Below are 22,313 nucleotides of genomic sequence, written 5' to 3'. Positions count from 1 at the left end.
TCGTCAGCCGGTGACGGTCCGGATGCTGTCGCGGGCCGCGTTGGCCATGGCCTCGCCGGTGATGCCGTACTCGGTGTAGATGCGCTGGAAGTCCGCCGAGGCCCCGTAGGTGTCGATCGACAGGATCCGGCCGTGGTCGCCGACCAGCTCGCGCCAGCCCTGCTTGACGCCGGCCTCGACCGAGACACGGGCCTTCACGGTCGGGGGGATGACGGTCTCGCGGTAGGCCATGTCCTGCTCCTCGAACCACTCCAGGCACGGCATGGAGACCACCCGCGCCCGGATGCCGTCGGCGGCGAGGAGCTCGCGCGCCGCGACGGCGACCTGGACCTCGGAGCCGGTGCCGATCAGGACCACGTCGGGCTGGCCGCCCTCCAGCTCGGCGGGGCTGTCCAGCAGGACGTAGCCGCCACGGCGGACGTTGCTCGTGTCGGCCCAGTGCTGACCGTCGGCGTCCTCGCCGCGCGGGAAGACCGGGACGTTCTGGCGGGACAGGGCCAGGCCGGCCGGCCGGTCGGTGCGCTCCAGGATGGCCTGCCAGCAGGCCGTGGTCTCGTTGGCGTCGGCCGGGCGGACGACGTCCAGGCCCGGGATCGCGCGCAGCGCGGCCAGGTGCTCGATCGGCTGGTGCGTGGGCCCGTCCTCGCCGAGACCGATCGAGTCGTGGGTCCACACGTAGGTCACGGGCAGGCCCATGAGGGCCGCGAGCCGGACCGCGCCGCGCATGTAGTCGGAGAACGTCAGGAACGTGCCGCCGAAGACGCGGGTGCCGCCGTGCAGCGCGATGCCGTTCATGATCGCGCCCATGCCGTGCTCGCGGATGCCGAAGTGCAGCACTCGGCCGGCGAGCGGGTCACCCTTCCACTGGTCGGTCGAGCGGTCCTGGGGGATGAAGGAGGGCGCGTTCTCGATGGTGGTGTTGTTGGACTCGGCGAGGTCGGCCGAGCCGCCCCAGAGCTCCGGCACCCGGCCGGCGATCGCGTTGATGGCCGCGCCCGAGGCCTTGCGGGTCGCCATCCCCTTCGGGTCGGCGGGGAACGTCGGCAGGTCGTCGGCCCAGCCGGCGGGCAGCGTGCGGGTCTGCAGCCGCTCGTAGAGGTCGACGTCCGCGGACGGCTTCCTCGTCCAGCGCTTGAAGTCCTCGTGCCAGGCGGCCTCGGCGGCGCGGCCGCGCTCCACGAGGCTGCGCGTGTGCTCGAGCACCGCGGGCGGCACCTCGAACTTCAGCGTCGGGTCGAAGCCCAGGATCTCCTTGGTGGCGGCGACCTCGTCGTCGCCGAGCGCGGAGCCGTGGGCCTTGCCGGTGCCCTGCGCTTTGGGTGCCGGCCAGGCGATCACGGTGCGCAGCACGATCAGGCTCGGCCGGTCGGTGACCTCGTCGGCCTTGACGATCGCGCGGTACAGCTGCGGCACGTCCTCGACGTACGTCGTGGCGTCCTGGGTCCAGTCGACGGTCTGGACGTGCCAGCCGTAGGCCTCGTAGCGCTTGGCGACGTCCTCGGTGAACGCCACGTCGGTGTCGCCCTCGATGGAGATCCGGTTGGCGTCGTAGATCACCGTGAGGTTGCCGAGCTGCTGGGTGCCGGCGATCGAGGAGGCCTCGGCGCTGACCCCCTCCTCCAGGTCGCCGTCGGAGCAGATCGCGTAGACGTGGTGGTCGAAGGGCGACTCGCCCTCGGCCGCGTTGGGATCGAGGAGCCCACGCTCGCGGCGGGCGGCCATCGCCATGCCGACCGCGTTGGCGACGCCCTGGCCGAGCGGGCCGGTGGTCGTCTCCACGCCCGCGGTGTGGCCGTGCTCGGGGTGGCCCGGGGTCTTGCTGCCCCAGGTGCGCAGCGCCATCAGGTCCTCGATCTCGAGGCCGAAGCCACCCAGGAAGAGCTGGGTGTAGAGGGTGATGGAGCTGTGGCCGCACGACAGGACGAAGCGGTCGCGTCCCGGCCACGCCGGGTCGGCCGGGTTGTGACGCATCACCTTCTGGAAGAGCAGGTACGCCGCTGGTGCGAGGCTCATCGCCGTGCCGGGGTGGCCGTTGCCGACCTTCTGCACCGCATCCATGGCCAGCACTCGGGCGGTGTCGACCGCCTTGTCGTCGATCTCGTTCCAGTCCAGCCCTGTGCGTGTCGTCACGTCGTTCCTCTCCGGGGGGTTGCGCCAGTCCGAGCCTACTCAGGCGAGGCGTTAGACTCGCACTCGCACCGGTTGCCCGAGGCAGCCTTTCCCATTCCCGAGGATCTCCGTGACCTACGTCGGCCAAACGCCTGCGGCTGCCCAGCAGCCGGAGCGGGTGGACCCGAGCAAGCGACCGTCCTTCAAGGACGTCGTCGCCGCCTACGTCGGGCTCACCAAGCCCCGGGTCATCGAGCTGCTGCTGCTCACGACCGTCCCGGTGATGTTCTTCGCCCAGCGGGGCGTGCCCGAGCTGCGCCTGGTCCTCGCCACGGTCGTCGGCGGCGCGCTCTCCGCCGGCTCCGCGTCGGCGTACAACTGCGTCTACGACCGCGACATCGACGAGCAGATGCGTCGGACCCGGCGCCGCGCGCTGCCGCGCCACATCGTCAGCCCGGTCGCCGCCCTGGTCTTCGCCACCGTGCTCGCGGTGCTCTCGACCGTCGTCCTGGTGGCCGAGGTCAACCTGCTGTCCGCGGGCCTGTCGCTCGGGGCCAACGCGTTCTACGTGCTGGTCTACACGATCGTCCTCAAGCGCCGCACGACGCAGAACATCGTGTGGGGCGGACTGGCCGGCTGCTTCCCGGCGCTCATCGGCTGGACCGCCGTCACCGGCGAGCTGTCGTGGGTCCCGGTGATCCTGTTCGCCGTGGTCTTCTTCTGGACGCCGCCGCACACCTGGGCGCTGGCCCTGCGCTACCGCGAGGACTACTCCAACGTCGACGTGCCCATGCTGCCCGTCGTGGTGCCCGCCCGCGAGGTCGGCCGCCAGATCGTGCTCTACAGCTGGGTCATGGTCGCGACGTCCCTGCTGCTGTGGCCGGTGGCCGGCACCGGGCCGTTCTACCCGATCGCGGCGGCGGTCCTCGGCGCCGTGTTCCTGGTCGAGGCCCACAAGCTGATGCGGCGCGCCCGCGGCACCGAGGACCTGAGCGTGATCCAGCCGATGCGGCTGTTCCACCACTCCAACCTCTACCTGTCGCTGCTCTTCGTCGCCGTCGCGTTGGACCCGCTGCTCAAGATCTGAGGCCGGCCGAGGCCGTGGCGGCGCGGTGGCGTGGAGTGGCATGCGTCACTACGGTGCTGTGATGGACCTCTTTCGTACGAAGTCGGTCGAGCAGTCCATCGCCGAGACCGACGAGCCGGAGCACCGGCTGAAGAAGGATCTCGGGGTCCTGGACCTGCTGATCTTCGGCGTCGGGGTCATCATCGGTGCCGGGATCTTCGTGGTGACCGGCACGGTGGCCAAGACCAACTCCGGACCGGCGATCACCATCTCCTTCGCGATCGCGGGCCTCGCCTGCGGGCTGGCGGCGCTCTGCTACGCGGAGTTCGCCTCCACGCTCCCGGTCGCCGGGAGCGCCTACACCTTTAGCTACGCCTCGTTCGGCGAGCTGCTCGCCTGGATCATCGGGTGGGACCTGGCGCTGGAGTTCACGATCGGGGCCGCGGCGCTCAGCACGAGCTTCTCGGGCTACTTCCAGGAGGTCTTCCACGGCACGTTCCTCGAGGTGCCGGAGGCCCTGGGATCGGCCGCGGACGGCGTGGTGGACCTGCCGGCGGTCGTGATCTCGCTGCTGGTGACGGCGGTCCTGGTGGGCGGCATCAAGCTCTCCAGCCGGCTCAACCAGGTCATCGTCGCGGTCAAGCTGCTGGTCATCGCCGTGGTCATCATCTTCGGCGTGGGCCACATCAAGGCCGCCAACTACACGCCGTTCATCCCACCCTCGGAGCCCACCCCCGAGGCGAGCGGCGGCTTCCTGGACGTCACGCTGATCAGCTCGCTGCTGGGGGTCGAGCCTGCCGTCTACGGTCTCGCCGGCGTGATCGCCGGTGCCTCGATCGTGTTCTTCGCCTTCATCGGCTTCGACGTCGTCGCCACCACCGCGGAGGAGACCAAGAACCCCCAGCGCGACGTGCCCCGCGGCATCCTCGGCTCCCTCGTCATCGTGACCCTGCTCTACATGGCCGTGAGCCTGGTCCTCACCGGCATGCAGAACTTCCGCGACATCGAGGCCGGCGACCCCGCCCCGCTCGCGACCGCGTTCGACGCGGTCGGGTTGGAGTTCATGGGCCGGCTGATCTCGATCGGCGCCTGCATCGGGCTGATCGTGGTGGTGATGATCCTGATCCTCGGCCAGACCCGCGTCGCCTTCGCCATGGCTCGCGACGGGCTGCTGCCCAAGGGGCTGGCCAAGGTGCACCCACGCTTCGGCACGCCGTACGTCATGACGATCATCACGGGCGTCGCCGTGGCGCTGATCGGTGGCTTCGTCGACCTCGCCACCCTGGTCAACCTGGTGAGCATCGGGACCCTCTTCGCGTTCATGCTGGTCAGCGTCGGCGTCGTGATCCTGCGCCGTAGCCGACCGGAGCTGCACCGGTCCTTCCGGACGCCGGCCGTGTACGTCGTGGCCACCGCCTCGGTCCTGCTGTGCTTCTACCTGATGCTGAACCTCACCGGCGGCACCTGGGTCCGCTTCCTGGCGTGGATGGGCATCGGCCTGGTCGTCTACGCCGGGTACGGCTACCGCCACTCCCGCCTCGGACGGAGCCAGCCCGCCCCCGAGTCCAGCCCTGACGTGGGCTAGGGGGTCGCGTCGGGCTGGACGCGCCTGCCAGTGGCGGTGGGTGACACTTCCCGCATCGCCGGGATGCTGCTCGGGACGTGGATGCGTGCTTGATTGTTCGTCCACGACGAGCACCGTTGAGCTGCCGCCACGACGCCGGCGCAGCGGCACTCGCGCGCCGCGATCGATCGCGGATCGAAGACCCATCAGTGAAGGAAACCTATGTGCCGAGTCCTCGCCTATATCGGGTCGGAAGTACCGCTGGAGAACCTCCTGCTCAAGCCTGAGAACAGTCTTGTCAACCAGGCCCTCGACCCCGAGCGTCACCCCCAGCTTCAGCTGGCCGGGTGGGGATTCGCAGCGTGGAGCGAGCACCTGCTCAAGCCCGACGAGCCGTTCCTCTACCACCGGCCCATGGCTGCCTTCTACGACGACAACGTCGGCGGCATCGTGCCGAGTCTTCAGGTCAGCACCATGCTGGCTCACGTAAGGGCGGCGGACTACAACGCCAAGACCGTGCTGGCCGACGAGAACTGTCACCCCTTCTCCTACCGAGGAACCCCGTGGATCATCGCGCAGAACGGTGATCTGCCGAACTGGAAGCTCCTGCAGCGCGAGCTGCTGCGCCACTGCAAGGACGAGTACCTGGAGCAGATGAGGGGCAACACGGACACGGAGTTCCTCTACGTGCTCCTCCTGTCCCTGCTCGAGAGCGACAGCGACGAGGATGTGAAACGAGCGTTCGAGGAGATGATGCGCCTCCTCGTGCAGGCGATGAAGGATCTCGATCTGCCAGCACTGACCAAGCTGAAGATGGCCCTGGTCGCCCCGAACCGAATCATCGGCGTCAACGTCGGAACCGGCCACCAGGGTGAGACCGAACCGGCTGGTGACTGGCGAGAGCTGCGAAAGTCCGGCCCGGGCACCGATGACTTCGCCCTCTCCATGCTCTTGGAGCCGATGTACCTGTTGTCGGGTCGAAACTTCCAGCATGACGACACGACCTACGACTTCGAGGATTGCAGCATCGAGGAGGCGACGTCCGTCATCTTCGCCTCCGAGCCGCTGACCGAGCGCACCGACGACTGGTCGACGCTGGAGTTCGGCGAGATCGTGTTCCTCGAGAGGGACGGCGAGACCATCACCAGGACGGTCGACCGGTTGAAGGTGTAGCCGGACGCCGTGAGCCTGGCCGGTCCAGGAACCGGGACTGCGGACGAGGACCGGGTCCTCAGTCCTCCAGTCGCCGGGCGCCCAGGTCGGCCCGCTTGAAGTCGGCCCGCGCCCGGGCGTGACATGCTGCCGCCTATGCCCCAAGTCACCGCAGACGCGTGGGTCGGGGTGCCGCCCGACACGGCGTTCGCCGTCTCCCAGACGACCGGCGAGGTCAGGCTGGGCTGGGACCCGTTCATCCGGCACCAGCACCTGATCGAGGCCGAGCGGCCGGGCACCGGGGTCCGCACGCTGACCAAGGCGCGGGTCGGGCCGACGATGATCAGCCGCTACGTCTCCTACCGTCCACCGACCTCGGTCGGCATGACGATGGAGAAGGGACCGTGGTTCTTCGCGACCTTCGGCGGCGGCTGGCGCTTCACCCCCGAGGAGCGCGACGGGGTCGCCGGCACCCGCGCGGTGTGGAAGTACACCTGGTCGGGTCGACCCTCGTGGCTCAGCCCGCTGGCCGACCGCATCGGCCGGTGGCTGCTGGGCCGCGAGATCCGGGCTCGGATCGCGGCCTTCGCCCGCGCCTGCGAGAACCCCGACGTGGTGGAGGCCGCCCTCGGGTCTCGTCCGCCGGCGTAGAGGACCTCACGCCGCAGGCCCCTCGACCGCGTCGGCCCCAGGGTCGATGAAGAAGTTGTCGCGGAACAGGCCGGTGGGGTCGTAGCGACGCTTGAGGTCGCGCAGCCGGGCGAGGTGGGCAGGTGGGAAGGCCCGCTCCAGCCAGAGGGGTCCGGTGCCGGTCTCGAAGCTGAGGTAGCTGCCGGACAGGTGGGGGACGAGCCGCTCCCAGGCCGTGTCGAACGCCGGGCCGGTGCCGAAGCCGGAGAGCGAGAACGCCGCGCTGCGGCCGGCGTACGCCGTGGCCTCGCTCGGCACGTCGGTGACCGCGCCGCCGACGGCACGGATCGAGAAGAAGTACGACGTGCCGGCGTCGAGCAGGTCCGCGATCTCGGCCACGAGCTCGGGGGAGAGATGATCGGCCAGGCCGGAGTGGGTGTGCGGCTCGCCGCGGCCCTGCTGCGGCGCGTCGCTGCTGAACGCGCCCATGACCTGGTCGTAGGTGGTGAGGGCGACGTGCTGCTGCAGCAGCGGGGCGATCTCGGCGATCGGCTGCAGACGCTCGACGACGGTGTCGGGGTCGCCTGCGTCGACCACCAGCATCGCCTGCGCGACCCGCTGCCCGCCCCGCCGCGCACCGAGGATGACCTGCCCGGTGACGCTGCGGTCCGCGGACTCGATCTCGCGTCCCCACCGCTCTAGGAAGGCCGCGGTGTCGGTGGCATCGAAGGCGAGCTGGGCGAAGGCGATCGTGCCGACCCGGGCGGCGGTGAGCTCGAAGGAGGTGGCGACGCCGAAGTTGGCCCCGGCACCGCGCACGCCCCAGAACAGGTCGGGCTGCACCTCGGCGCTGGTGCGCACCACCCGGCCGTCGGCCAGGACCAGCTCGACCGCGCTCAGGTGGTCGATGGTCAAGCCATGGCTGCGCGCGAACCAGCCGATGCCGCCGGCGGTGGCGAGCCCGCCGACGCCCACGCCGCCGTAGTCGCCGCTGCTGACCGCGAGCCCGTACGGCGCGAGCGTGCGGGCGACGTCGACCCACCGGGCACCCGGCCCGAGCCGGACCCGGCCGGTCTCGGCGTCGAGCACCTCGACGGTGTCGAGCGCGCCGACGTCGATGACCAGCCCACCGCGGTTGAGCGAGCGTCCGGAGATGCCGTGCCCGGCGCTGAGGACGCCGAGCGGCAGCTCGCGGTGCTCACGGGCGACGGCGACCGCGGCCTGCACCTCGGCGACGGTGCGCGGGCGGAGCACCAGGCCGGGGGCGCCGCCGCGCAGGTAGCTCGAGGTGTAGCGGGCGTACGCCGGGTCGCCGGGCTCGACCGCGCGCTCGGCCAGCTCCGTCGGCAGGTCGTCGTAGCCGATCCCCGGCAGTCTTCTGGCCAGGGCCGTGGCGCCCCGGACCCGCGCCCGCTCGCGCACTCCGGCGCCCGCGCGGGCCTCGGCGACCCGGTCGCGCACCTCGCCGAAGACGTCCGCGAAGCGGCGCAGCCCGCCCTCGTCGTCGCCCATCACGATGAAGGTGCTCACCCCGTCCTCGACGGCGAGACGCACCAGCTCGTCGGCGGCGGTGTCCGGAGCGATGTTGAGCAGCCGCACCACCTCGGCGGGGTCCCGGCCGGCCTCCCGGGCGGCCTCGTCGATCACCCGCATGCCGCGCTCGAGGTCGCCGGGCTGCAGGTACGACATCGACGGCAGCCAGCCGTCGGCCGCGCGGCCGATCAGGCGCAGCATCCGTGGCTTCAGGGCACCCAGCCAGATCGGCACCGCGTGCGCCGGCGCCGGCCCGCGCTTGGCGCCGCGCACCCGGTGATGAGCGCCGTCGACGGCGAGCACCGAGCGGTCGGAGGTGTCCCAGATGCCGCGGATGACCGTGATCGCCTCGGCCACCGCGTCCACGGCCTCACCGGGGGTGAGCCTGGTGCCGCCGTAGGCCTCGATCGCGTCCCAGAACCCGCCGGCGCCCAGCCCCAGCGCGACCCGGCCGCCGGAGAGAAGGTCGAGGCTGGCCACCGACTTCGCCAGCACCGCCGGTGGGCGCAGGGGCAGGTTGAGCACGTTGCCGGCGAGGTGGATGCGCTCGGTGCGCGCGGCGGCGTAGGACATCAGCGTCCAGGTGTCGAGGAAGGACGGCTGATAGGGGTGGTCCTGGAACGTCGCGAGGTCGTAGCCGAGCTCCTCGCTGAGGACCGCGAGCTCGACCGGTCGCTGAGGCGAGGCGGCCGAGGGGGTGACGAAGGATCCGAAGCGGAGAGGGTGACCGTAGTCGGGCATGCCACCAGCATCCGCCGGATGGGAGCATGATGCCAACCGCGGGTAAGAGGGTTACTGTGAGTAAGTGACTTCCACGAGCCCGACGAACCGACGCCAGGACCACCTGATCGACGACGCCACCTGCCGGGAGGCCACCGCGGGGCTGGAGTTCGTGGGACGCCGCTGGACCGGCGCGATCATGCTCGCGCTCGGCCGGGGCGCGACGCGGTTCGGAGAGATCGAGGCGGCCGTCGACGGCCTCTCCGCCCGCCTGCTCTCCGCCCGGCTGCGCGAGCTGGAGGCCCACGACCTCGTCGCCCGCGAGGTGATCGCGACGACGCCGGTCTCGGTGCGCTACCGGCTCACCCCACGCGGTCGCGACCTGCTGGTGGCGATGCAGCCGCTGGTGGCCTACCACCTGCGCTGGGGCTGATCGCCGGCGTGTGGATGACCGTGAGCAGCGCCCAGGTGACGCACGCCGACACCAGCGCTGCGCCGAGCATGTGGAAGCCCACGAGGATCTCGGGCAGGTCGGTGAAGTACTGCACGAAGCCGATGGCGCCCTGGCCCAGCGAGACGGCGAGCAGGACGAGGACGGCCCGCCGCGCCTCGCGGGGCGCCCCGGTCGCGATCAGCGCGAAGAGCAGCCCGATGGTGAGACCGAGGAACAGGAACACCGAGTCGGCGTGGAGCTGGCTGACCTGGAGCGGGTCGAGGTCGTTGCGGGGGGAGTCGATGTCGCCGGCGTGGGGGCCGGAGCCCGTGACGACGGTGCCGAGGTAGAGGACCGCCCACGCGGCGGCGAAGGTCACCCACGCCAGGCCGACCAGCCCGCCGCGAGCGCGCGTGGGGTCCGGGTGGTCGATGCGGCGCAGGAACACGACGGCGAGCCCGATGATGGCCATCGAGCAGAGCAGGTGGAACGAGACCACCCAGGGGTTCAGGTCGGTGAGGACGGTGATGCCGCCGATCACGGCCTGGGCGGGGATGCCGAGCGCCAGGATCACCGACAGCCGCCGCAGGTCGCGGCGCCCGGTCTGCCAGGCCGAGACGAACGTCGCCACGGCGATGGCGACCAGCACGAAGGTCAGCATCCGGTTGCCGAACTCGATCGCGGCGTGGAGCGTGAGCTCGCCGTGCGGTCGGAACGACTCCTCGGTGCAGCGGGGCCAGGTGGGGCACCCGAGCCCGGAGCCCGTCAGCCGTACGGCACCGCCCGTGACGACGAGCATCACGTTGGCGACGAGGGTGGCCCAGCCGAGGGGCCGGACGAAGCGGGCTACTCCCATGTGAACGTCCTTGCGGTGAGTGCGGCGCCGCCGACGGCCCAGGCGAGCAGGACGCCCAGCTCGCGCCAGGCGACGGCGGCGTCGGTGAGGGCGTCGCGCATGGCGTTGCCGAGGGCGCCCGAGGGCAGCCAACGGACGACCTCGCCGAAGTCGCCGTACGCCGAGGTCGGGAGCACGACGGCCCCGCCGGCGAGCAGCAGCAGATAGACCAGGTTGGCGGCGGCCAGCGTCGCCTCGGCGCGCAGGGAGCCGGCGAGAGCGAGGCCGAGGCCGGCGAACGCCGCGGTGCCGAGGACCACGGCGAGGACGGCGCCGAGCGCGTCGACGGAGGGCTCCCACCCGAGGGCGAGGCCGACGCCGGAGATGACCGCGATCTGGAGCACCTCGACGAGCAGCAGCGCGCCCACCTTGCCGGCGAGCAGGCCGGTGCGGGAGAGCGGCGAGGTGCCGAGCCGCTTGATGACGCCGTAGCGCCGCTCGAAGCCGGTCGCGATGGCCAGCGACGTGAACGCCGTGGACATGATCGCGAGCGCCAGCACCCCGGGCGTGATGACGTCGACCGCCGGGCGCGAGAAGTCCAGTCCGATGCGGTCGGAGCCCATCACGCCGCCGACGAGGACGATCGCGGGGATCACGACGGCGAGCAGCAGCTGCTCGCCGTTGCGCAGCATCAGCCGCGCCTCCATGCCGGCCTGGGCGAGGATCTGGCGGGGGAGCGGTGCGGCCCCGGGCATCGGGGTGAAGGTGCCGGTCACGGGGTCAGCTCGCCTCCGGTCAGGTCGAGGAACACGTCCTCGAGGTTGCGCTGGCCGAGCGTGAGCGACTCCGGCAGGACGCCGTTGACGTCGCACCACCGCGAGACCTTGGCCAGCGTCGAGGCGTCGGCGGGGCCGGTCACGAGCAGGCTGACGCCGTCGAGCTGGGCGACCACGGTCTCGGGCCCGAGCGCCTCGCGCAGCGAGTCGGGGGCCCCGGGAGGGAAGGGCTTGGTGACGACCAGGCGGATCGTGGTGACCGTGCCGCCGCGGACCAGCTCCAGCGGCGTCCCGGACGCGACCAGGCGGCCGCGGTCGATGATGTGGATCATGTCGGCGAGCTGCTCGGCCTCGTCCATGTAGTGCGTCGTGAGCACGACGGTGACGCCGTCCTCGCGCAGCTCCTGCAGCAGCTCCCAGGTCGTACGCCGGACCTGCGGGTCCATCCCCGCGGTGGGCTCGTCGACGAACACCACCTCCGGGCGTCCCACCAGCGCCAGGGCCAGCGCGAGGCGCTGCTGCTGGCCGCCGGAGAGGCGCCGGTACGGCGTGCGGCCGCACTCGCCCAGCCCCAGGCGCTCCGCGAGCGGCTCGACGTCGAGCGGGTGGGCGTGCAGCCGGGCCATGTGGCGCAGCATCTCCATCGCGCGTACGCCGCTCCACGCGCCGCCGCCCTGCAGCATCACGCCGATGCGCGGGTGCAGCTCCTTGCGCTGGCGCACCGGGTCCAGCCCGAGCACCCGGACGGTCCCCTGCTGGGGGCTGCGGTAGCCCTCGCAGGTCTCGAGCGTGGTGGTCTTGCCCGCGCCGTTGGGACCCAGCACGGCCGTGATCGTGTGCTGCTCCACGGTGAGGCTGAGGCCGTCGACCGCGAGCTTGTCGGCGTACCTCATCACCAGGCCGTCGACGGAGACGGCGGGAATGTCAGGCACCTGGGCAGTCTAGGGTTGCGGCCGTGAACGTCTGGGTCATGGGTGCGGTGCTCGTGCTGAGCGCCGTGACCTTGATCGCGGTCGCGGTGCTGCTGGTGCGCGACGAGCCCGCCAACGACCGGGAGTTCGCGCTGCTGGCGCTCGTCGAGGTCGTCCTGCTGGTGCAGCTCGTGGTGGGCGTGGTGCAGCTGTCGGGCACCGACCGCGACGTCTCGGGTGTGCTGTTCGTCAGCTATCTCGTGGGCGTGGCGCTGGCGCTGCCGGTGGGAGCGTTCTGGTCGCTGGCCGAGCGCTCGCGGGCCGGCACCGCCGTCCTGGCGGTGGCGGCGCTCACCGTGGTCGCCCTCGAGGTTCGCCTGTGGTCGATCTGGAGTGGTGCCGGTGCGTGACCTCGCCTCGGGCCCCGGTCGGGTGCTCGTCTTCGTCTACGGCGTGTTCGCGGTCGCCGCGACCGGCCGCTCGCTGGTGCAGCTGGGGGCGCACGCCGACCGAGCGCCGGTGGCGTACTCGCTCTCGCTGTTCGCGGCCGTCGTCTACCTCGTGGCCACGACCTGCCTGCTGCTCGGCGGCCGACGGGGCTGGTGGGTCGCCGCGGTGGCGTGCTCGGTCGAGCTGGCCGGGGTGCTGGTGGTGGGCGTGCTCAGCTACGCGGTGACCGACTGGTTCCCGGACCGGACGGTGTGGTCGCACTTCGGCCAGGGCTACGCCTTCCTGCCGCTCGTGCTGCCGTTCGCCGGGTTGGCCTGGCTGCGCGCGACGAGACCCGGGTCACCCCCCGACCCTGGGTAAGGCTCACCTTGCTTGAACCGGGTTGGGTATTAACGTCACAATGTTGTTGTGGAATTCGACGAGGTGGCCACGCCCGTGCCCGGGCCCGACCAGACGACGCGCCAGCGCGTCGTGCGGTCGATCCTCGTCGACGGTCCGTCCACCGCCGCGGCGCTCGCGGAGCGGCTCGACCTGACGCCGGCCGCCGTACGCCGCCACCTCGACCAGCTGGTCGAGGACGGCGCGGTGGAGGCACGCGAGCCGCGCTCGCAGGCCGTCCGCGGTCGGGGTCGCCCCGCCAAGCTCTTCGCGCTCACCGAGACCGGCCGCGACGGCTTCGACCAGAAGTACGACGACCTGGCGGCGCAGGCCCTGCGCTTCCTCGCCGAGACCGGGGGCGAGGACGCCGTCCGCGCCTTCGCCGAGCGCCGGGTGGCGTTCGTCGAGGAGCGCTTCGGGGCGCTGTCCGCCGCTGAGCCGCACCTCAGCCCGGCCGAGGTGCTCGCCCGGATCTTCACCGACGAGGGGTACGCCGCCTCGGTGCGCCAGCTCCCGGTCGTGGGGGAGCAGCTGTGCCAGCAGCACTGCCCGGTCTCCCATGTCGCCCACGAGTTCCCCCAGCTGTGCGAGGCCGAGACCGCGGCGATCAGCCGGGTCCTCGACCACCACGTGCAGCGGCTCGCCACCATCGCCCACGGCGACGGGGTCTGCACCACCTGCATCCCCGCCACCGCGCCCACCAGCCCACGCTCGAGCAACGAGCAGGCCAACGAGAAGGAGAGGGTCACCAGATGACCTCCATCGAAGAGCTCAACCCCGAGCTCAAGGGAATCGGCCGCTACGACTTCGGCTGGGCCGACACCGACGTCGCCGGCGCGACGGCGCAGCGCGGCCTCAGCGAGGACGTCGTGCGCAACATCTCCGCGCTCAAGAACGAGCCGCAGTGGATGCTCGACCTGCGCCTCAAGGGCCTCAAGCTCTTCCACCGCAAGCCGATGCCGACCTGGGGCTCGGACCTCGGCGCGATCGACTTCGACAACATCAAGTACTTCGTCCGCTCCAGCGAGAAGCAGGCGGCGACGTGGGACGACCTCCCCGAGGAGATCAAGAACACCTACGACAAGCTGGGCATCCCCGAGGCGGAGAAGCAGCGCCTCGTGTCCGGGGTGGCCGCGCAGTACGAGTCCGAGGTCGTCTACCACTCGATCCGCGAGGACCTCGAGGCTCAGGGCGTGCTGTTCCTGGACACCGACACCGCGCTGCGCGAGCAGCCGGAGCTGTTCCAGGAGTACTTCGGCACCGTCATCCCCGTCGGTGACAACAAGTTCGCCGCGCTCAACACCTCGGTGTGGTCCGGCGGCTCGTTCATCTACGTGCCCAAGGGCGTCCACGTGGACATCCCGCTCCAGGCCTACTTCCGGATCAACACCGAGAACATGGGCCAGTTCGAGCGCACGCTGATCATCGTCGACGAGGACGCCTACGTGCACTACGTCGAGGGCTGCACCGCGCCGATCTACTCCTCGGACTCGCTGCACTCCGCGGTCGTGGAGATCATCGTGAAGAAGGGCGGCCGCTGCCGCTACACGACCATCCAGAACTGGTCCAACAACGTCTACAACCTCGTGACCAAGCGCGCCGTCTGCGAGGCCGGCGCGACCATGGAGTGGGTCGACGGCAACATCGGCTCCAAGGTCACGATGAAGTACCCCGCGGTCTACCTCATGGGCGAGCACGCCAAGGGCGAGACGCTGTCGATCGCCTTCGCCGGCGAGGGCCAGCACCAGGACGCCGGCGCCAAGATGGTGCACGCGGCGCCGCACACCTCCAGCTCGATCCTGAGCAAGTCGGTGGCGCGCGGCGGCGGCCGGACGTCCTACCGCGGCCTGATCCAGGTCAACGAAGGCGCCCACGGCTCCAAGTCCAACGTGCTGTGCGACGCCCTGCTGGTCGACCAGATCAGCCGCTCCGACACCTACCCGTACGTCGACATCCGCGAGGACGACGTGTCGATGGGCCACGAGGCGAGCGTCTCGAAGGTCTCCGACGACCAGCTCTTCTACCTGATGTCGCGCGGCATGGAGCAGGACGAGGCCATGGCGATGATCGTGCGCGGCTTCATCGAGCCGATCGCCAAGGAGCTGCCGATGGAGTACGCCCTCGAGCTCAACCGACTGATCGAGCTGCAGATGGAAGGGGCCGTCGGCTAGCAGCCACGGCCCCCGGCCCCACGGTGGTTGAGGTGCGAGCGAAGCGAGCCTCGAAACCACCCCGCCACGGTGGTCGAGGTGCGAGCGAAGCCTCGAAGCCATCACCCGAACCAAGGAAAGACGACGTAGTGACTGTGACCGATGCTGCACGCGAGAGCGTGGAGTCGATGCTCGAGACGCCCAAGATCGAGAGCCACCTGAACCCGCCCGGGTCTTTCGATTTGGCCGACCACCCCGTGCCGACGGGCCGTGAGGAGATCTGGCGGTTCACCCCGCTGAAGCGCCTGCGCGGCCTGCACGCCGAGGCGGAGTTCCTCGCCCCGGTGATCGCGACCGAGTGGGAGGCCCCCGAGGGGGTCGCGGTCCGGGTCGTCGAGGGCGAGGAGGCCCGCGCGTTGCGCGGCGTCAGCGGCCTGGTGCCCAACACGCGGTTCGCCGCGCGGGTGCTGGCGGAGGTGCCCTCGACGCTGCTGGTCGACGTCCCCGCCGAGAGCGAGCTCACCGCCCCGGTGGTCGTCCGCCTGCGCGGGACCGACGCGTCGGTCACCGAGGCCGAGCACGTCGTGCTGCGCTTCGGCGCCCACTCCCGCGGCCTCGTCGTGCTCGACCACACCGGCCACGCCTCGCTCGCGCAGGTGGTGGAGGTCGTCGCCGGCGACGGCTCTGACGTCACGGTCGTCTCGCTGCAGGACTGGGACGACGACGCGGTGCACCTGACCCACCACGAGGCGCTGGTGGGTCGCGACGCGGCGTACAAGCACGTGGCGATCAGCTTCGGCGGCGACGTCGTGCGCATGGACGCCAACGTCAGGTACGCCGGTCCCGGCGGCGCCGCGGAGCTGCTCGGCCTGTACTTCGCCGACGAGGGCCAGCACCTCGAGCACCGGCTCTTCGCCGACCACAACGAGCCGCGCACCAAGAGCAACGTCGTCTACAAGGGCGCGCTGCAGGGCCAGGGCGCGCACACGGTCTGGGTCGGCAACGTCCTGATCCGCAAGGTGGCCGAGGGCATCGAGACCTACGAGGAGAACCGCAACCTGGTGCTCACCGACGGCTGCCAGGCCGACTCGGTGCCGAACCTCGAGATCGAGACCGGCGAGATCGAGGGCGCCGGCCACGCGTCGGCGACCGGCCGCTTCGACGACGAGCAGCTGTTCTACCTTCGGGCCCGCGGCATCGCGGAGGCCGAGGCGCGCCGCCTGGTCGTGCACGGCTTCTTCAACGACCTGATCCGCAAGATCGGCGTCCCCTCCCTGGAGGAGAAGCTGATGGCCACCGTCGAGGAAGAGCTGTCGAAGAACGTCCTTCGAGACGCCTCGTCCCTCGGCTCCTCAGGAACCGTCCTGAAGGAGATCCTCTGATGGCCTTCGAGCTCGCCTGCGCCTTGTCCGACGTACCGACCGACGAGGCCCTCGGGGTCACCGTCGGCGGCATGGACGTCGCGATCGCGCGCGACGGCGACGAGGTGTTCGCGCTGCAGGACCTCTGCTCCCACGCCGCGGTCGCGCTGAGCGAGGGGGAGGTCGAGGACTGCACGGTCGAGTGCTGGCTGCACGGCTCGCGCTTCGACCTCCGCACCGGCAAGCCCAGCGGCCTTCCCGCCACCGAGCCGGTCGCCACCTTCCCGGTGGACGTCCGTGAGGACGGCGTCTACGTCGACGTCGCCACGCCCCTCAACGGCGTTCGCCCCAGCTGACCCCCTGACTTTCCGCAGAACCTAGGAGACACACACATGAGCACGCTCGAGATCACCGACCTGCACGTCTCGGTCGACACCGAGGACGGTCCCAAGCAGATCCTCAAGGGCGTCACGCTGACGATCAACGACGGCGAGACGCACGCGATCATGGGCCCCAACGGCTCGGGTAAGTCCACGCTGGCCTACTCGATCGCCGGCCACCCCAAGTACACCGTGACCGGCGGCAGCGTCACGCTCGACGGCGAGGACGTCCTGGCGATGTCGGTCGACGAGCGGGCCCGCGCGGGGCTGTTCCTGGCGATGCAGTACCCCGTCGAGGTGCCCGGGGTCTCGGTCTCGAACTTCCTGCGCACCGCCAAGACCGCCATCGACGGCGAGGCGCCCAAGCTGCGTCACTGGGTCAAGGACGTCAACAAGGCGCTCGAGGACCTCAACCTGGACCCGTCGTTCGGCACCCGCTCGGTCAACGAGGGCTTCTCCGGTGGTGAGAAGAAGCGCCACGAGATCGCCCAGCTCGAGCTGCTGAACCCCAAGATCGCGGTGCTCGACGAGACCGACTCCGGGCTCGACATCGACGCGCTCAAGGTCGTCTCGGCCGGCGTCAACCGGTTTCGCGAGCAGGAGGGCAAGGGCGTCCTGCTGATCACGCACTACACCCGGATCCTGCGCTACATCACGCCCGACCGCGTCCACGTCTTCGTCGACGGCAAGATCGCCGACCAGGGCGGCCCCGAGCTCGCCGACCAGCTCGAGGCCGAGGGCTACGACAAGTACCTCACCAAGGTCTGACCCTCGCCGGTCGAGCCGGACGAGCCAGTCCGTGACGAGACCCCGTAAGCCGAAAGGAACGCTGATGGAAGGTCTCCTCCCCGAGCTCGACATCATCCGCAAGGACTTCCCGATCCTCGAGCGCACGCTCGACAACGGGCAGCGACTGGTCTACCTCGACAGCGCCAACACCTCGCAGAAGCCGCAGGTCGTCATCGACACGATGGTCGACCACCTGGAGCGCCACAACGCCAACATCGCCCGCGCGATGCACCAGCTCGGGGCGGAATCGACCGAGGCTTTCGAGTCGGCGCGCGACAAGGTCGCGGCGTTCATCGGCGCGCCGGACCGCGACGAGGTGATCTTCACCAAGAACGCCACGGAGGCGCTCAACCTGGTCGCCAACACTCTCGCGTGGGCCACGGGTGACTTGGCCATCGGTGAGGGCGACGAGGTCGTCATCACCGAGATGGAGCACCACTCCAACATCGTGCCGTGGCAGCTGCTGACGCAGCGCAAGGGTGCGACGCTGCGCTGGTTCGGGCTGACCGACGACGGCCGGCTGGACCTGTCGAACCTCGACGAGCTCGTCAACGAGCGCACCAAGGTGGTCTCGCTGACCTGGGTGTCCAACATGCTCGGCACCATCAACCCGATCACCCAGATCGCGCGGCGCGCCCACGAGGTCGGCGCGATCGTGGTCGTGGATGCCTCGCAGGCCGTGCCGCAGCTGCCGGTCGACGTCGTGGCCTCGGGCGCCGACCTGCTGGCGTTCACCGGACACAAGGTCGTGGGGCCGACCGGCGTCGGCGTGCTGTGGGGCAAGCGGGCCGTGCTCGACCAGCTGCCGCCGTTCCACGGTGGCGGCGAGATGATCGAGACGGTGCGCATGGACGTCTCGACGTACGCCGGGATCCCGCACAAGTTCGAGGCCGGCACCCCGCCGATCGTCGAGGCCATCGGCCTCGGCGCGGCGGTGGACTACCTCGGTCACATCGGCATGGAGGCCGTGCACGCCCACGAGCAGGCCATCACGGCCTACGCGCTCGAGGGGCTGGCCACCGTCCCGGGACTCACGGTCCTCGGTCCGCTGGAGGCCCGTGAGCGTGGGGGAGCGATCTCCTTCGAGCTCGAGGGCGTGCACCCCCACGACGTCGCCCAGGTGCTCGACTCGCGCGGCATCGCCGTGCGCGCCGGTCACCACTGCGCCAAGCCCGCCCACGCCCGCTTCGGCGTGCAGAGCTCGACCCGGATGTCGTCGTACCTGTACACGACCCCCTCCGAGATCGACGCGCTCGTCGAGGGCCTGGAATACTCCCGGTCCTACTTCAAGTTGGGCTGAGAGATGACCAACGAACTCGACGCGCTCTACCAGGAGATCATCCTGGACCACTACAAGAACCCGCTCCACGCGGGGCTCCGGGAGCCCTTCGGGGCCGAGGTGCACCACGTCAACCCCACCTGCGGCGACGAGGTGACGCTGCGCGTCCACGTCGACGACGGCGTCGTCAGCGACGTGTCCTACGACGCGGTGGGCTGCTCCATCTCGCAGGCCTCCACCTCGGTGATGGCCGACCTGGTGATCGGCAAGCCGGTCGACGAGGCGATGAGCATCCACCAGGAGTTCCTCACCCTCATGCAGGGCAAGGGCACCGTCGTGCCCGACGAGGACGTCCTCGAGGACGGCATCGCGTTCGCCGGTGTCGCCAAGTTCCCCGCGCGCGTGAAGTGCGCCCTGCTGTCCTGGATGGCGTGGAAAGACGCCACCACCCAGGCGGTCCCGTCCGACGTGACCGCATCGAAGGAGATCTGATGGCTGACACTCGTTCCATCGACCACGGCGACCTGCCCGACGTACCCGAGGCCGGCCAGAGCGGCGGAGGGGTGTCGACGGTCTCGATCGACGACGTCACCGAGGCCATGAAGGACGTCGTCGACCCCGAGCTCGGGATCAACGTGGTCGACCTCGGCCTGGTCTACGACGTGCACGTCGACGAGGGCAGCAACGTCGTCCTCGACATGACCCTCACCTCGGCCGCGTGCCCGCTCACCGACGTGATCATGGACCAGACCAACTCCGCCCTGGAGGGCCTCGTCAACGACGTCGCCATCAACTGGGTCTGGATGCCGCCCTGGGGCCCCGACAAGATCACCCCCGACGGCCGCGAGCAGCTCCGCGCCCTCGGTTTCAATGTCTGAGGCGCGAGTCCCCGAGCGCAGCGAGGGGACTCGCGACCCGAAGAGGTCGAGCAAGCCCCGCGGCTGAGCGAAGCGAAGCCGCGACGGGCGGGTCGAGACCTGAGGCGTGCGCGCGGAAGGCTGGTTTCGAGACGGGACTTCGTCCCTCCTCAACCACCGTAGACCGGCAAGGGCGGGTCGAAGGTCAGGTCCGTGTACGGCGGCTGGTCGTTCTCGTCGCGCGGCCAGACGGCGGTGCCGACGTACTGCGTGCCGTCGAGGGTGAGCTCGGCGCGGTAGGTGAAGGGCGCCGGGCCCAGGTCGAAGGGCTTGGTGGAGCCCTGCTCCTCGGTGAAGACGACCTGGCCACCGCCGTAACAGCCGCGGTCGGGAGACATCGGGCCGTAGACCCGCGACGCGCCGTCGGCGGCGGTGACCACGACCCGGAGCGACGCGCGCCTCGGCGTCGTGGGGAGATCCCGCACGCTCATCTCCAGTCCGTAGGCGATGTAGCCCTCGTCGTCGTCGGAGACCAGGCCCAGGTAGCCGCTCGGCTCGGGCACGTGGCCGCGCTCCGTGGTCGCCCACGCGAACGTCGTGATGACGTCGCCCTCGGGGCCGCGGCCGAACACCTCCACCTCATAGTCACCCGGGGGGCCGGCCGACGGGATCGCGAACGTGTAGGTGCCGGTCCGCTCCACCGGGACCGTGAAGGTGCGCTCGCACTCGGCCTCGCCGGACGGCGAGAACGTCGCCTCGAACTCCCAGCCCTTCAGCGGGAACGCGAACGGCACCGTGCTCCGCTCGCCGACGTCCTCGAACGGCGGCTGCGCGAAGCCGTCGGAGCACATGCCTTGGGCGGTGCCGTCGGGGCCCGCCGGTGCGGTGTAGCACGACGTCCACGGCTCCAGGCGGACCTCGCGGCCGTCGAGCTGGAGCACCACCGGCGGAGCCTGCCGGTCGTCCCACTCCGGGGGCACGTCGGCAATCCCGCCCGGTGACGGAGGCTCGGTCGGCGTCGGGTCGATGGCGGGCCGGGCGCCGTCGGGTTCGTCCGTGCGCAGCGCGGCCGTGCCGCCGACGACCCCGGCGACGAGGACCACCGCGGCCGCCGAGGTGAGGAGCGCACGGCGGCGCTGGCGCCGACGCCGGCGGCGGGTGAGCACCTCGCCGTACGCCGGCAGGTTGGTGGGGGAGGCGGCCTCGACCTCGGAGGCCAGGCGTCGGTCGAGCTCGCTCACGGAGTGCTCCGTTCGGGGTCGGCGAGCAACGGCGCCAGGGCGGCGCGGGCTCGCGAGAGGCGGGACTTGACCGTGCCGGGCGGCACCCGCAGCAGGGTGGCGACCTCGTCGACGGGCAGGTCGTGGACGTGGTGGAGCAGGAGGACGGCGCGGCTGCCCAGCGGCAGGGTCGCCAGGGCGTCGCCCAGATCGAGGCGGGTCGCGTCGGGCGGCGGTGACGCGAGCGGCGTACGCGAGGTGAGGCGGCGCAGCCCGCGTACGGCGACCTGGCGGCGCCGGTGCCGGGACACCAGCATCCGCACGGCGACGGTGCGCAGCCACGCGTCCACGTCGTCGTAGGCGCGGACCTTGTCCCAGTGCTCCAGGAGCTTGACGAAGGAGTCCTGGGCGATCTCCTCGGCGTCGGCCCGCGAGCCGCCCATCACCGTCAGCAGCCCGACCAGTGGGCCGCAGGCGCGCGCGTAGACCCCCGCGACCCGGCTCTCGCGGCTCTCCGCGTCCGTCTCCACACCACTGACACGCGCCAGGTGACGGTCCGGTTCCGTCGCTTCGCTACCGTCGGCCACGTGTCGATCATCGTGCCTGCCGCCCGCGTCGAGCGGTGGATCGCCAACTTCGCCGAGCGACACGGCGGCGCGACGCTCAGCGTGGCGCACGGAGTCCTGGTCGGCGCGGCCGAGGACGGCTCCGACTTCACCGCGGTGCTGCCCTTCGACGCGCCCTACGCCGGCAGCGCGGACCCGGAGTCCTTCGCGGCCGCGGTGGCGTCCGGGGTCCCGGCCGACTGGGGGGTGCTCCTGGTGCGCAAGGGCGGCTTCGCGGTCGCGCGGCTGGCAGGGGAGTCGCTCGTCGAGTCCAAGACCGGCCAGCGGCACGTCCAGGGGCGCACCAAGGCCGGCGGCCAGTCGCAGCAGCGCTTCGCCCGTCGCCGGGACAACCAGGCGCGGCAGGCCTACGAGGCGGCCGCCGACCACGCCGCCCGGATCCTCGGCTCCGGCTCGCGGCCGGTGGTGGTGGGCGGCGACCGGGCGGCGGTCGACGAGGTGCTGGCGGACCCGCGGCTGCGCGGCCTGACGGTCGTCGAGCCGTGGCTGCCGGTGCCGGACCCACGGCGCGGCATCCTCGAGCAGGCCGTGCGCGACGCCTGTGCCGCGCGCTTCGACGTACGCAACGCGGGGGAGGAGCCGTGACCCGGCTGCTGCTGCTGGCCGACACCCACGTCCCGAAGCGGGCCCGCGACCTGCCGGAGCGGGTGTGGGCCGAGGTCGAGGCGGCCGACCTGGTCGTCCACGCCGGCGACTGGGTGGAGCCGTCCCTGCTCGACGCGCTCGAGGCGCGGTCGCGCCGGCTGCTGGCGTGCTACGGCAACAACGACGGGGTCGAGCTGCGTCGCCGGCTGCCCGAGGTCGCCCGCGCCGTCGTCGACGGCGTCCGCCTGGCTGTGGTCCACGAGACGGGGAGCGCCCAGGGGCGCGAGCAGCGGTGCGCTGCGGCGTACCCGGACGACGACGTGCTCGTGTTCGGGCACAGCCACATCCCGTGGGACACCACGACCGCCACCGGGCTACGGCTGCTCAACCCCGGCTCGCCCACCGACCGCCGCCGTCAGCCGCACTGCACCTTCATGACCGCGGTCGCACTCGACGGCCGGCTCACCGACGTCGAGCTGCACCGCCTGCCGCCGCGACGCTGATCCCCT

General features: G+C 71.1%; 24 protein-coding genes. 17 read left to right on the top strand and 7 right to left on the bottom strand.

Translation table 11 applies throughout. The features are described 5' to 3' along the window. Window positions 1-3: 3 nt before the first annotated feature. Window positions 4-2,058, bottom strand: a complete 2,055-nt coding sequence (gene tkt, locus LQ940_RS11495) for a transketolase (RefSeq protein ID WP_231243666.1) — start codon at window positions 2,056-2,058, stop codon at window positions 4-6. A gap of 181 nt (window positions 2,059-2,239) precedes the next feature. On the opposite strand from tkt, the gene LQ940_RS11490 reads away from it, so the two are divergent. From LQ940_RS11490 to LQ940_RS11475, 4 genes are all read left to right on the top strand, one after another. Then, window positions 2,240-3,196 (top strand): heme o synthase, encoded by a 957-nt coding sequence (locus LQ940_RS11490; RefSeq protein WP_231243592.1) that lies wholly within the window; start codon window positions 2,240-2,242, stop codon window positions 3,194-3,196. A 61-nt stretch (window positions 3,197-3,257) separates the two neighbouring features. Next, entirely contained in the window at window positions 3,258-4,760 is a 1,503-nt protein-coding gene (locus LQ940_RS11485) for an amino acid permease (RefSeq protein WP_231243591.1), read from the top strand. Between the two features lie 201 nt (window positions 4,761-4,961). Then, window positions 4,962-5,912, top strand: coding sequence for a class II glutamine amidotransferase (locus LQ940_RS11480; RefSeq protein WP_231243590.1), 951 nt, complete (start codon window positions 4,962-4,964; stop codon window positions 5,910-5,912). A 135-nt stretch (window positions 5,913-6,047) separates the two neighbouring features. Then, window positions 6,048-6,542 carry an SRPBCC family protein gene (locus LQ940_RS11475; protein ID WP_231243589.1) on the top strand — a complete coding sequence of 165 codons (495 nt, stop codon included), beginning with the start codon at window positions 6,048-6,050 and terminating at the stop codon, window positions 6,540-6,542. A gap of 6 nt (window positions 6,543-6,548) precedes the next feature. Here the strand turns inward: LQ940_RS11475 and LQ940_RS11470 are convergent, their stop codons facing one another. Continuing rightward, a complete protein-coding gene (locus LQ940_RS11470; protein ID WP_231243588.1) occupies window positions 6,549-8,795 on the bottom strand; it encodes an LLM class flavin-dependent oxidoreductase in 2,247 nt (748 codons plus the stop codon). Window positions 8,796-8,859: 64 nt separating this feature from the next. Between LQ940_RS11470 and LQ940_RS11465 the strand changes: the two genes are divergently transcribed. Then, window positions 8,860-9,207: a winged helix-turn-helix transcriptional regulator gene (locus LQ940_RS11465; protein WP_231243587.1), complete on the top strand. Its 348-nt coding sequence runs from the start codon at window positions 8,860-8,862 to the stop codon at window positions 9,205-9,207. Here the strand turns inward: LQ940_RS11465 and LQ940_RS11460 are convergent. Genes LQ940_RS11460 through LQ940_RS11450 form a run of 3 tightly spaced genes read right to left on the bottom strand, consistent with a single transcriptional unit; the run spans window position 9,137 to window position 11,750 of the window. Continuing rightward, on the bottom strand, window positions 9,137-10,063 hold the full coding sequence (locus LQ940_RS11460) for a COX15/CtaA family protein (RefSeq protein ID WP_231243586.1): 927 nt from the start codon (window positions 10,061-10,063) through the stop codon (window positions 9,137-9,139). The genes LQ940_RS11465 and LQ940_RS11460 overlap by 71 nt on opposite strands. Continuing rightward, a complete protein-coding gene (locus LQ940_RS11455; protein ID WP_231243585.1) occupies window positions 10,054-10,818 on the bottom strand; it encodes an ABC transporter permease in 765 nt (254 codons plus the stop codon). The genes LQ940_RS11460 and LQ940_RS11455 overlap by 10 nt, the downstream gene beginning before the upstream one ends. Next, window positions 10,815-11,750 (bottom strand): ABC transporter ATP-binding protein, encoded by a 936-nt coding sequence (locus LQ940_RS11450; protein ID WP_231243584.1) that lies wholly within the window; start codon window positions 11,748-11,750, stop codon window positions 10,815-10,817. The genes LQ940_RS11455 and LQ940_RS11450 overlap by 4 nt, the downstream gene beginning before the upstream one ends. Window positions 11,751-11,773: 23 nt before the next feature. Here LQ940_RS11450 and LQ940_RS11445 point away from each other — a divergent pair, with 23 nt between their 5' ends. The 10 genes from LQ940_RS11445 (at window position 11,774) to LQ940_RS11400 (ending at window position 19,394) form a co-directional block, all read left to right on the top strand. Next, a complete protein-coding gene (locus tag LQ940_RS11445) occupies window positions 11,774-12,139 on the top strand; it encodes a hypothetical protein (RefSeq protein ID WP_231243583.1) in 366 nt (121 codons plus the stop codon). Then, entirely contained in the window at window positions 12,132-12,539 is a 408-nt protein-coding gene (locus LQ940_RS11440; protein WP_231243582.1) for a hypothetical protein, read from the top strand. The genes LQ940_RS11445 and LQ940_RS11440 overlap by 8 nt, the downstream gene beginning before the upstream one ends. A 48-nt stretch (window positions 12,540-12,587) precedes the next feature. Further along, a complete protein-coding gene (locus tag LQ940_RS11435; RefSeq protein WP_231243581.1) occupies window positions 12,588-13,313 on the top strand; it encodes a helix-turn-helix transcriptional regulator in 726 nt (241 codons plus the stop codon). Next, window positions 13,310-14,728, top strand: coding sequence for a Fe-S cluster assembly protein SufB (sufB, locus tag LQ940_RS11430; protein WP_231243580.1), 1,419 nt, complete (start codon window positions 13,310-13,312; stop codon window positions 14,726-14,728). Before LQ940_RS11435 ends, sufB begins: the two co-directional genes overlap by 4 nt. Before the next feature lie 128 nt (window positions 14,729-14,856). Next, window positions 14,857-16,089, top strand: coding sequence for a Fe-S cluster assembly protein SufD (gene sufD / locus LQ940_RS11425; protein WP_231243579.1), 1,233 nt, complete (start codon window positions 14,857-14,859; stop codon window positions 16,087-16,089). Then, window positions 16,089-16,424, top strand: coding sequence for a non-heme iron oxygenase ferredoxin subunit (locus LQ940_RS11420; protein WP_231243578.1), 336 nt, complete (start codon window positions 16,089-16,091; stop codon window positions 16,422-16,424). The genes sufD and LQ940_RS11420 overlap by 1 nt, the downstream gene beginning before the upstream one ends. Window positions 16,425-16,460: 36 nt before the next feature. Then, window positions 16,461-17,216 carry a Fe-S cluster assembly ATPase SufC gene (gene sufC, locus LQ940_RS11415; RefSeq protein WP_231243577.1) on the top strand — a complete coding sequence of 252 codons (756 nt, stop codon included), beginning with the start codon at window positions 16,461-16,463 and terminating at the stop codon, window positions 17,214-17,216. 64 nt (window positions 17,217-17,280) lie between these two features. Further along, on the top strand, window positions 17,281-18,537 hold the full coding sequence (locus LQ940_RS11410; protein ID WP_231243576.1) for a cysteine desulfurase: 1,257 nt from the start codon (window positions 17,281-17,283) through the stop codon (window positions 18,535-18,537). A 3-nt stretch (window positions 18,538-18,540) separates the two neighbouring features. Continuing rightward, entirely contained in the window at window positions 18,541-19,008 is a 468-nt protein-coding gene (gene sufU, locus LQ940_RS11405) for a Fe-S cluster assembly sulfur transfer protein SufU (RefSeq protein ID WP_231243575.1), read from the top strand. Next, the gene (locus LQ940_RS11400) at window positions 19,008-19,394 is read left to right on the top strand and encodes a metal-sulfur cluster assembly factor (RefSeq protein WP_269214789.1); all 387 of its coding nucleotides are present in this window, start codon (window positions 19,008-19,010) and stop codon (window positions 19,392-19,394) included. The genes sufU and LQ940_RS11400 overlap by 1 nt, the downstream gene beginning before the upstream one ends. A 149-nt stretch (window positions 19,395-19,543) precedes the next feature. On the opposite strand, the gene LQ940_RS11395 is transcribed toward LQ940_RS11400, so the two are convergent. Both LQ940_RS11395 and LQ940_RS11390 read right to left on the bottom strand, forming a co-directional pair. Next, window positions 19,544-20,614 carry a hypothetical protein gene (locus LQ940_RS11395; RefSeq protein WP_231243574.1) on the bottom strand — a complete coding sequence of 357 codons (1,071 nt, stop codon included), beginning with the start codon at window positions 20,612-20,614 and terminating at the stop codon, window positions 19,544-19,546. Further along, complete coding sequence (locus tag LQ940_RS11390; protein ID WP_231243573.1) at window positions 20,611-21,123, bottom strand: RNA polymerase sigma factor; 513 nt, start codon at window positions 21,121-21,123, stop codon at window positions 20,611-20,613. The genes LQ940_RS11395 and LQ940_RS11390 overlap by 4 nt, the downstream gene beginning before the upstream one ends. Before the next feature lie 57 nt (window positions 21,124-21,180). Between LQ940_RS11390 and LQ940_RS11385 the strand changes: the two genes are divergently transcribed. Together LQ940_RS11385 and LQ940_RS11380 are read left to right on the top strand one after the other, a co-directional pair. Further along, window positions 21,181-21,804, top strand: a complete 624-nt coding sequence (locus tag LQ940_RS11385; RefSeq protein WP_231243572.1) for an acVLRF1 family peptidyl-tRNA hydrolase — start codon at window positions 21,181-21,183, stop codon at window positions 21,802-21,804. Continuing rightward, window positions 21,801-22,307 carry a metallophosphoesterase family protein gene (locus LQ940_RS11380; protein ID WP_231243571.1) on the top strand — a complete coding sequence of 169 codons (507 nt, stop codon included), beginning with the start codon at window positions 21,801-21,803 and terminating at the stop codon, window positions 22,305-22,307. The genes LQ940_RS11385 and LQ940_RS11380 overlap by 4 nt, the downstream gene beginning before the upstream one ends. The last annotated feature ends 6 nt before the right edge of the window (window positions 22,308-22,313 follow it).

The organism is Nocardioides sp. cx-173, from assembly GCF_021117365.1.
In the GTDB taxonomy this organism is placed as follows: domain Bacteria; phylum Actinomycetota; class Actinomycetes; order Propionibacteriales; family Nocardioidaceae; genus Nocardioides.
This window is presented reverse-complemented; position numbering and strand designations above follow the sequence as displayed.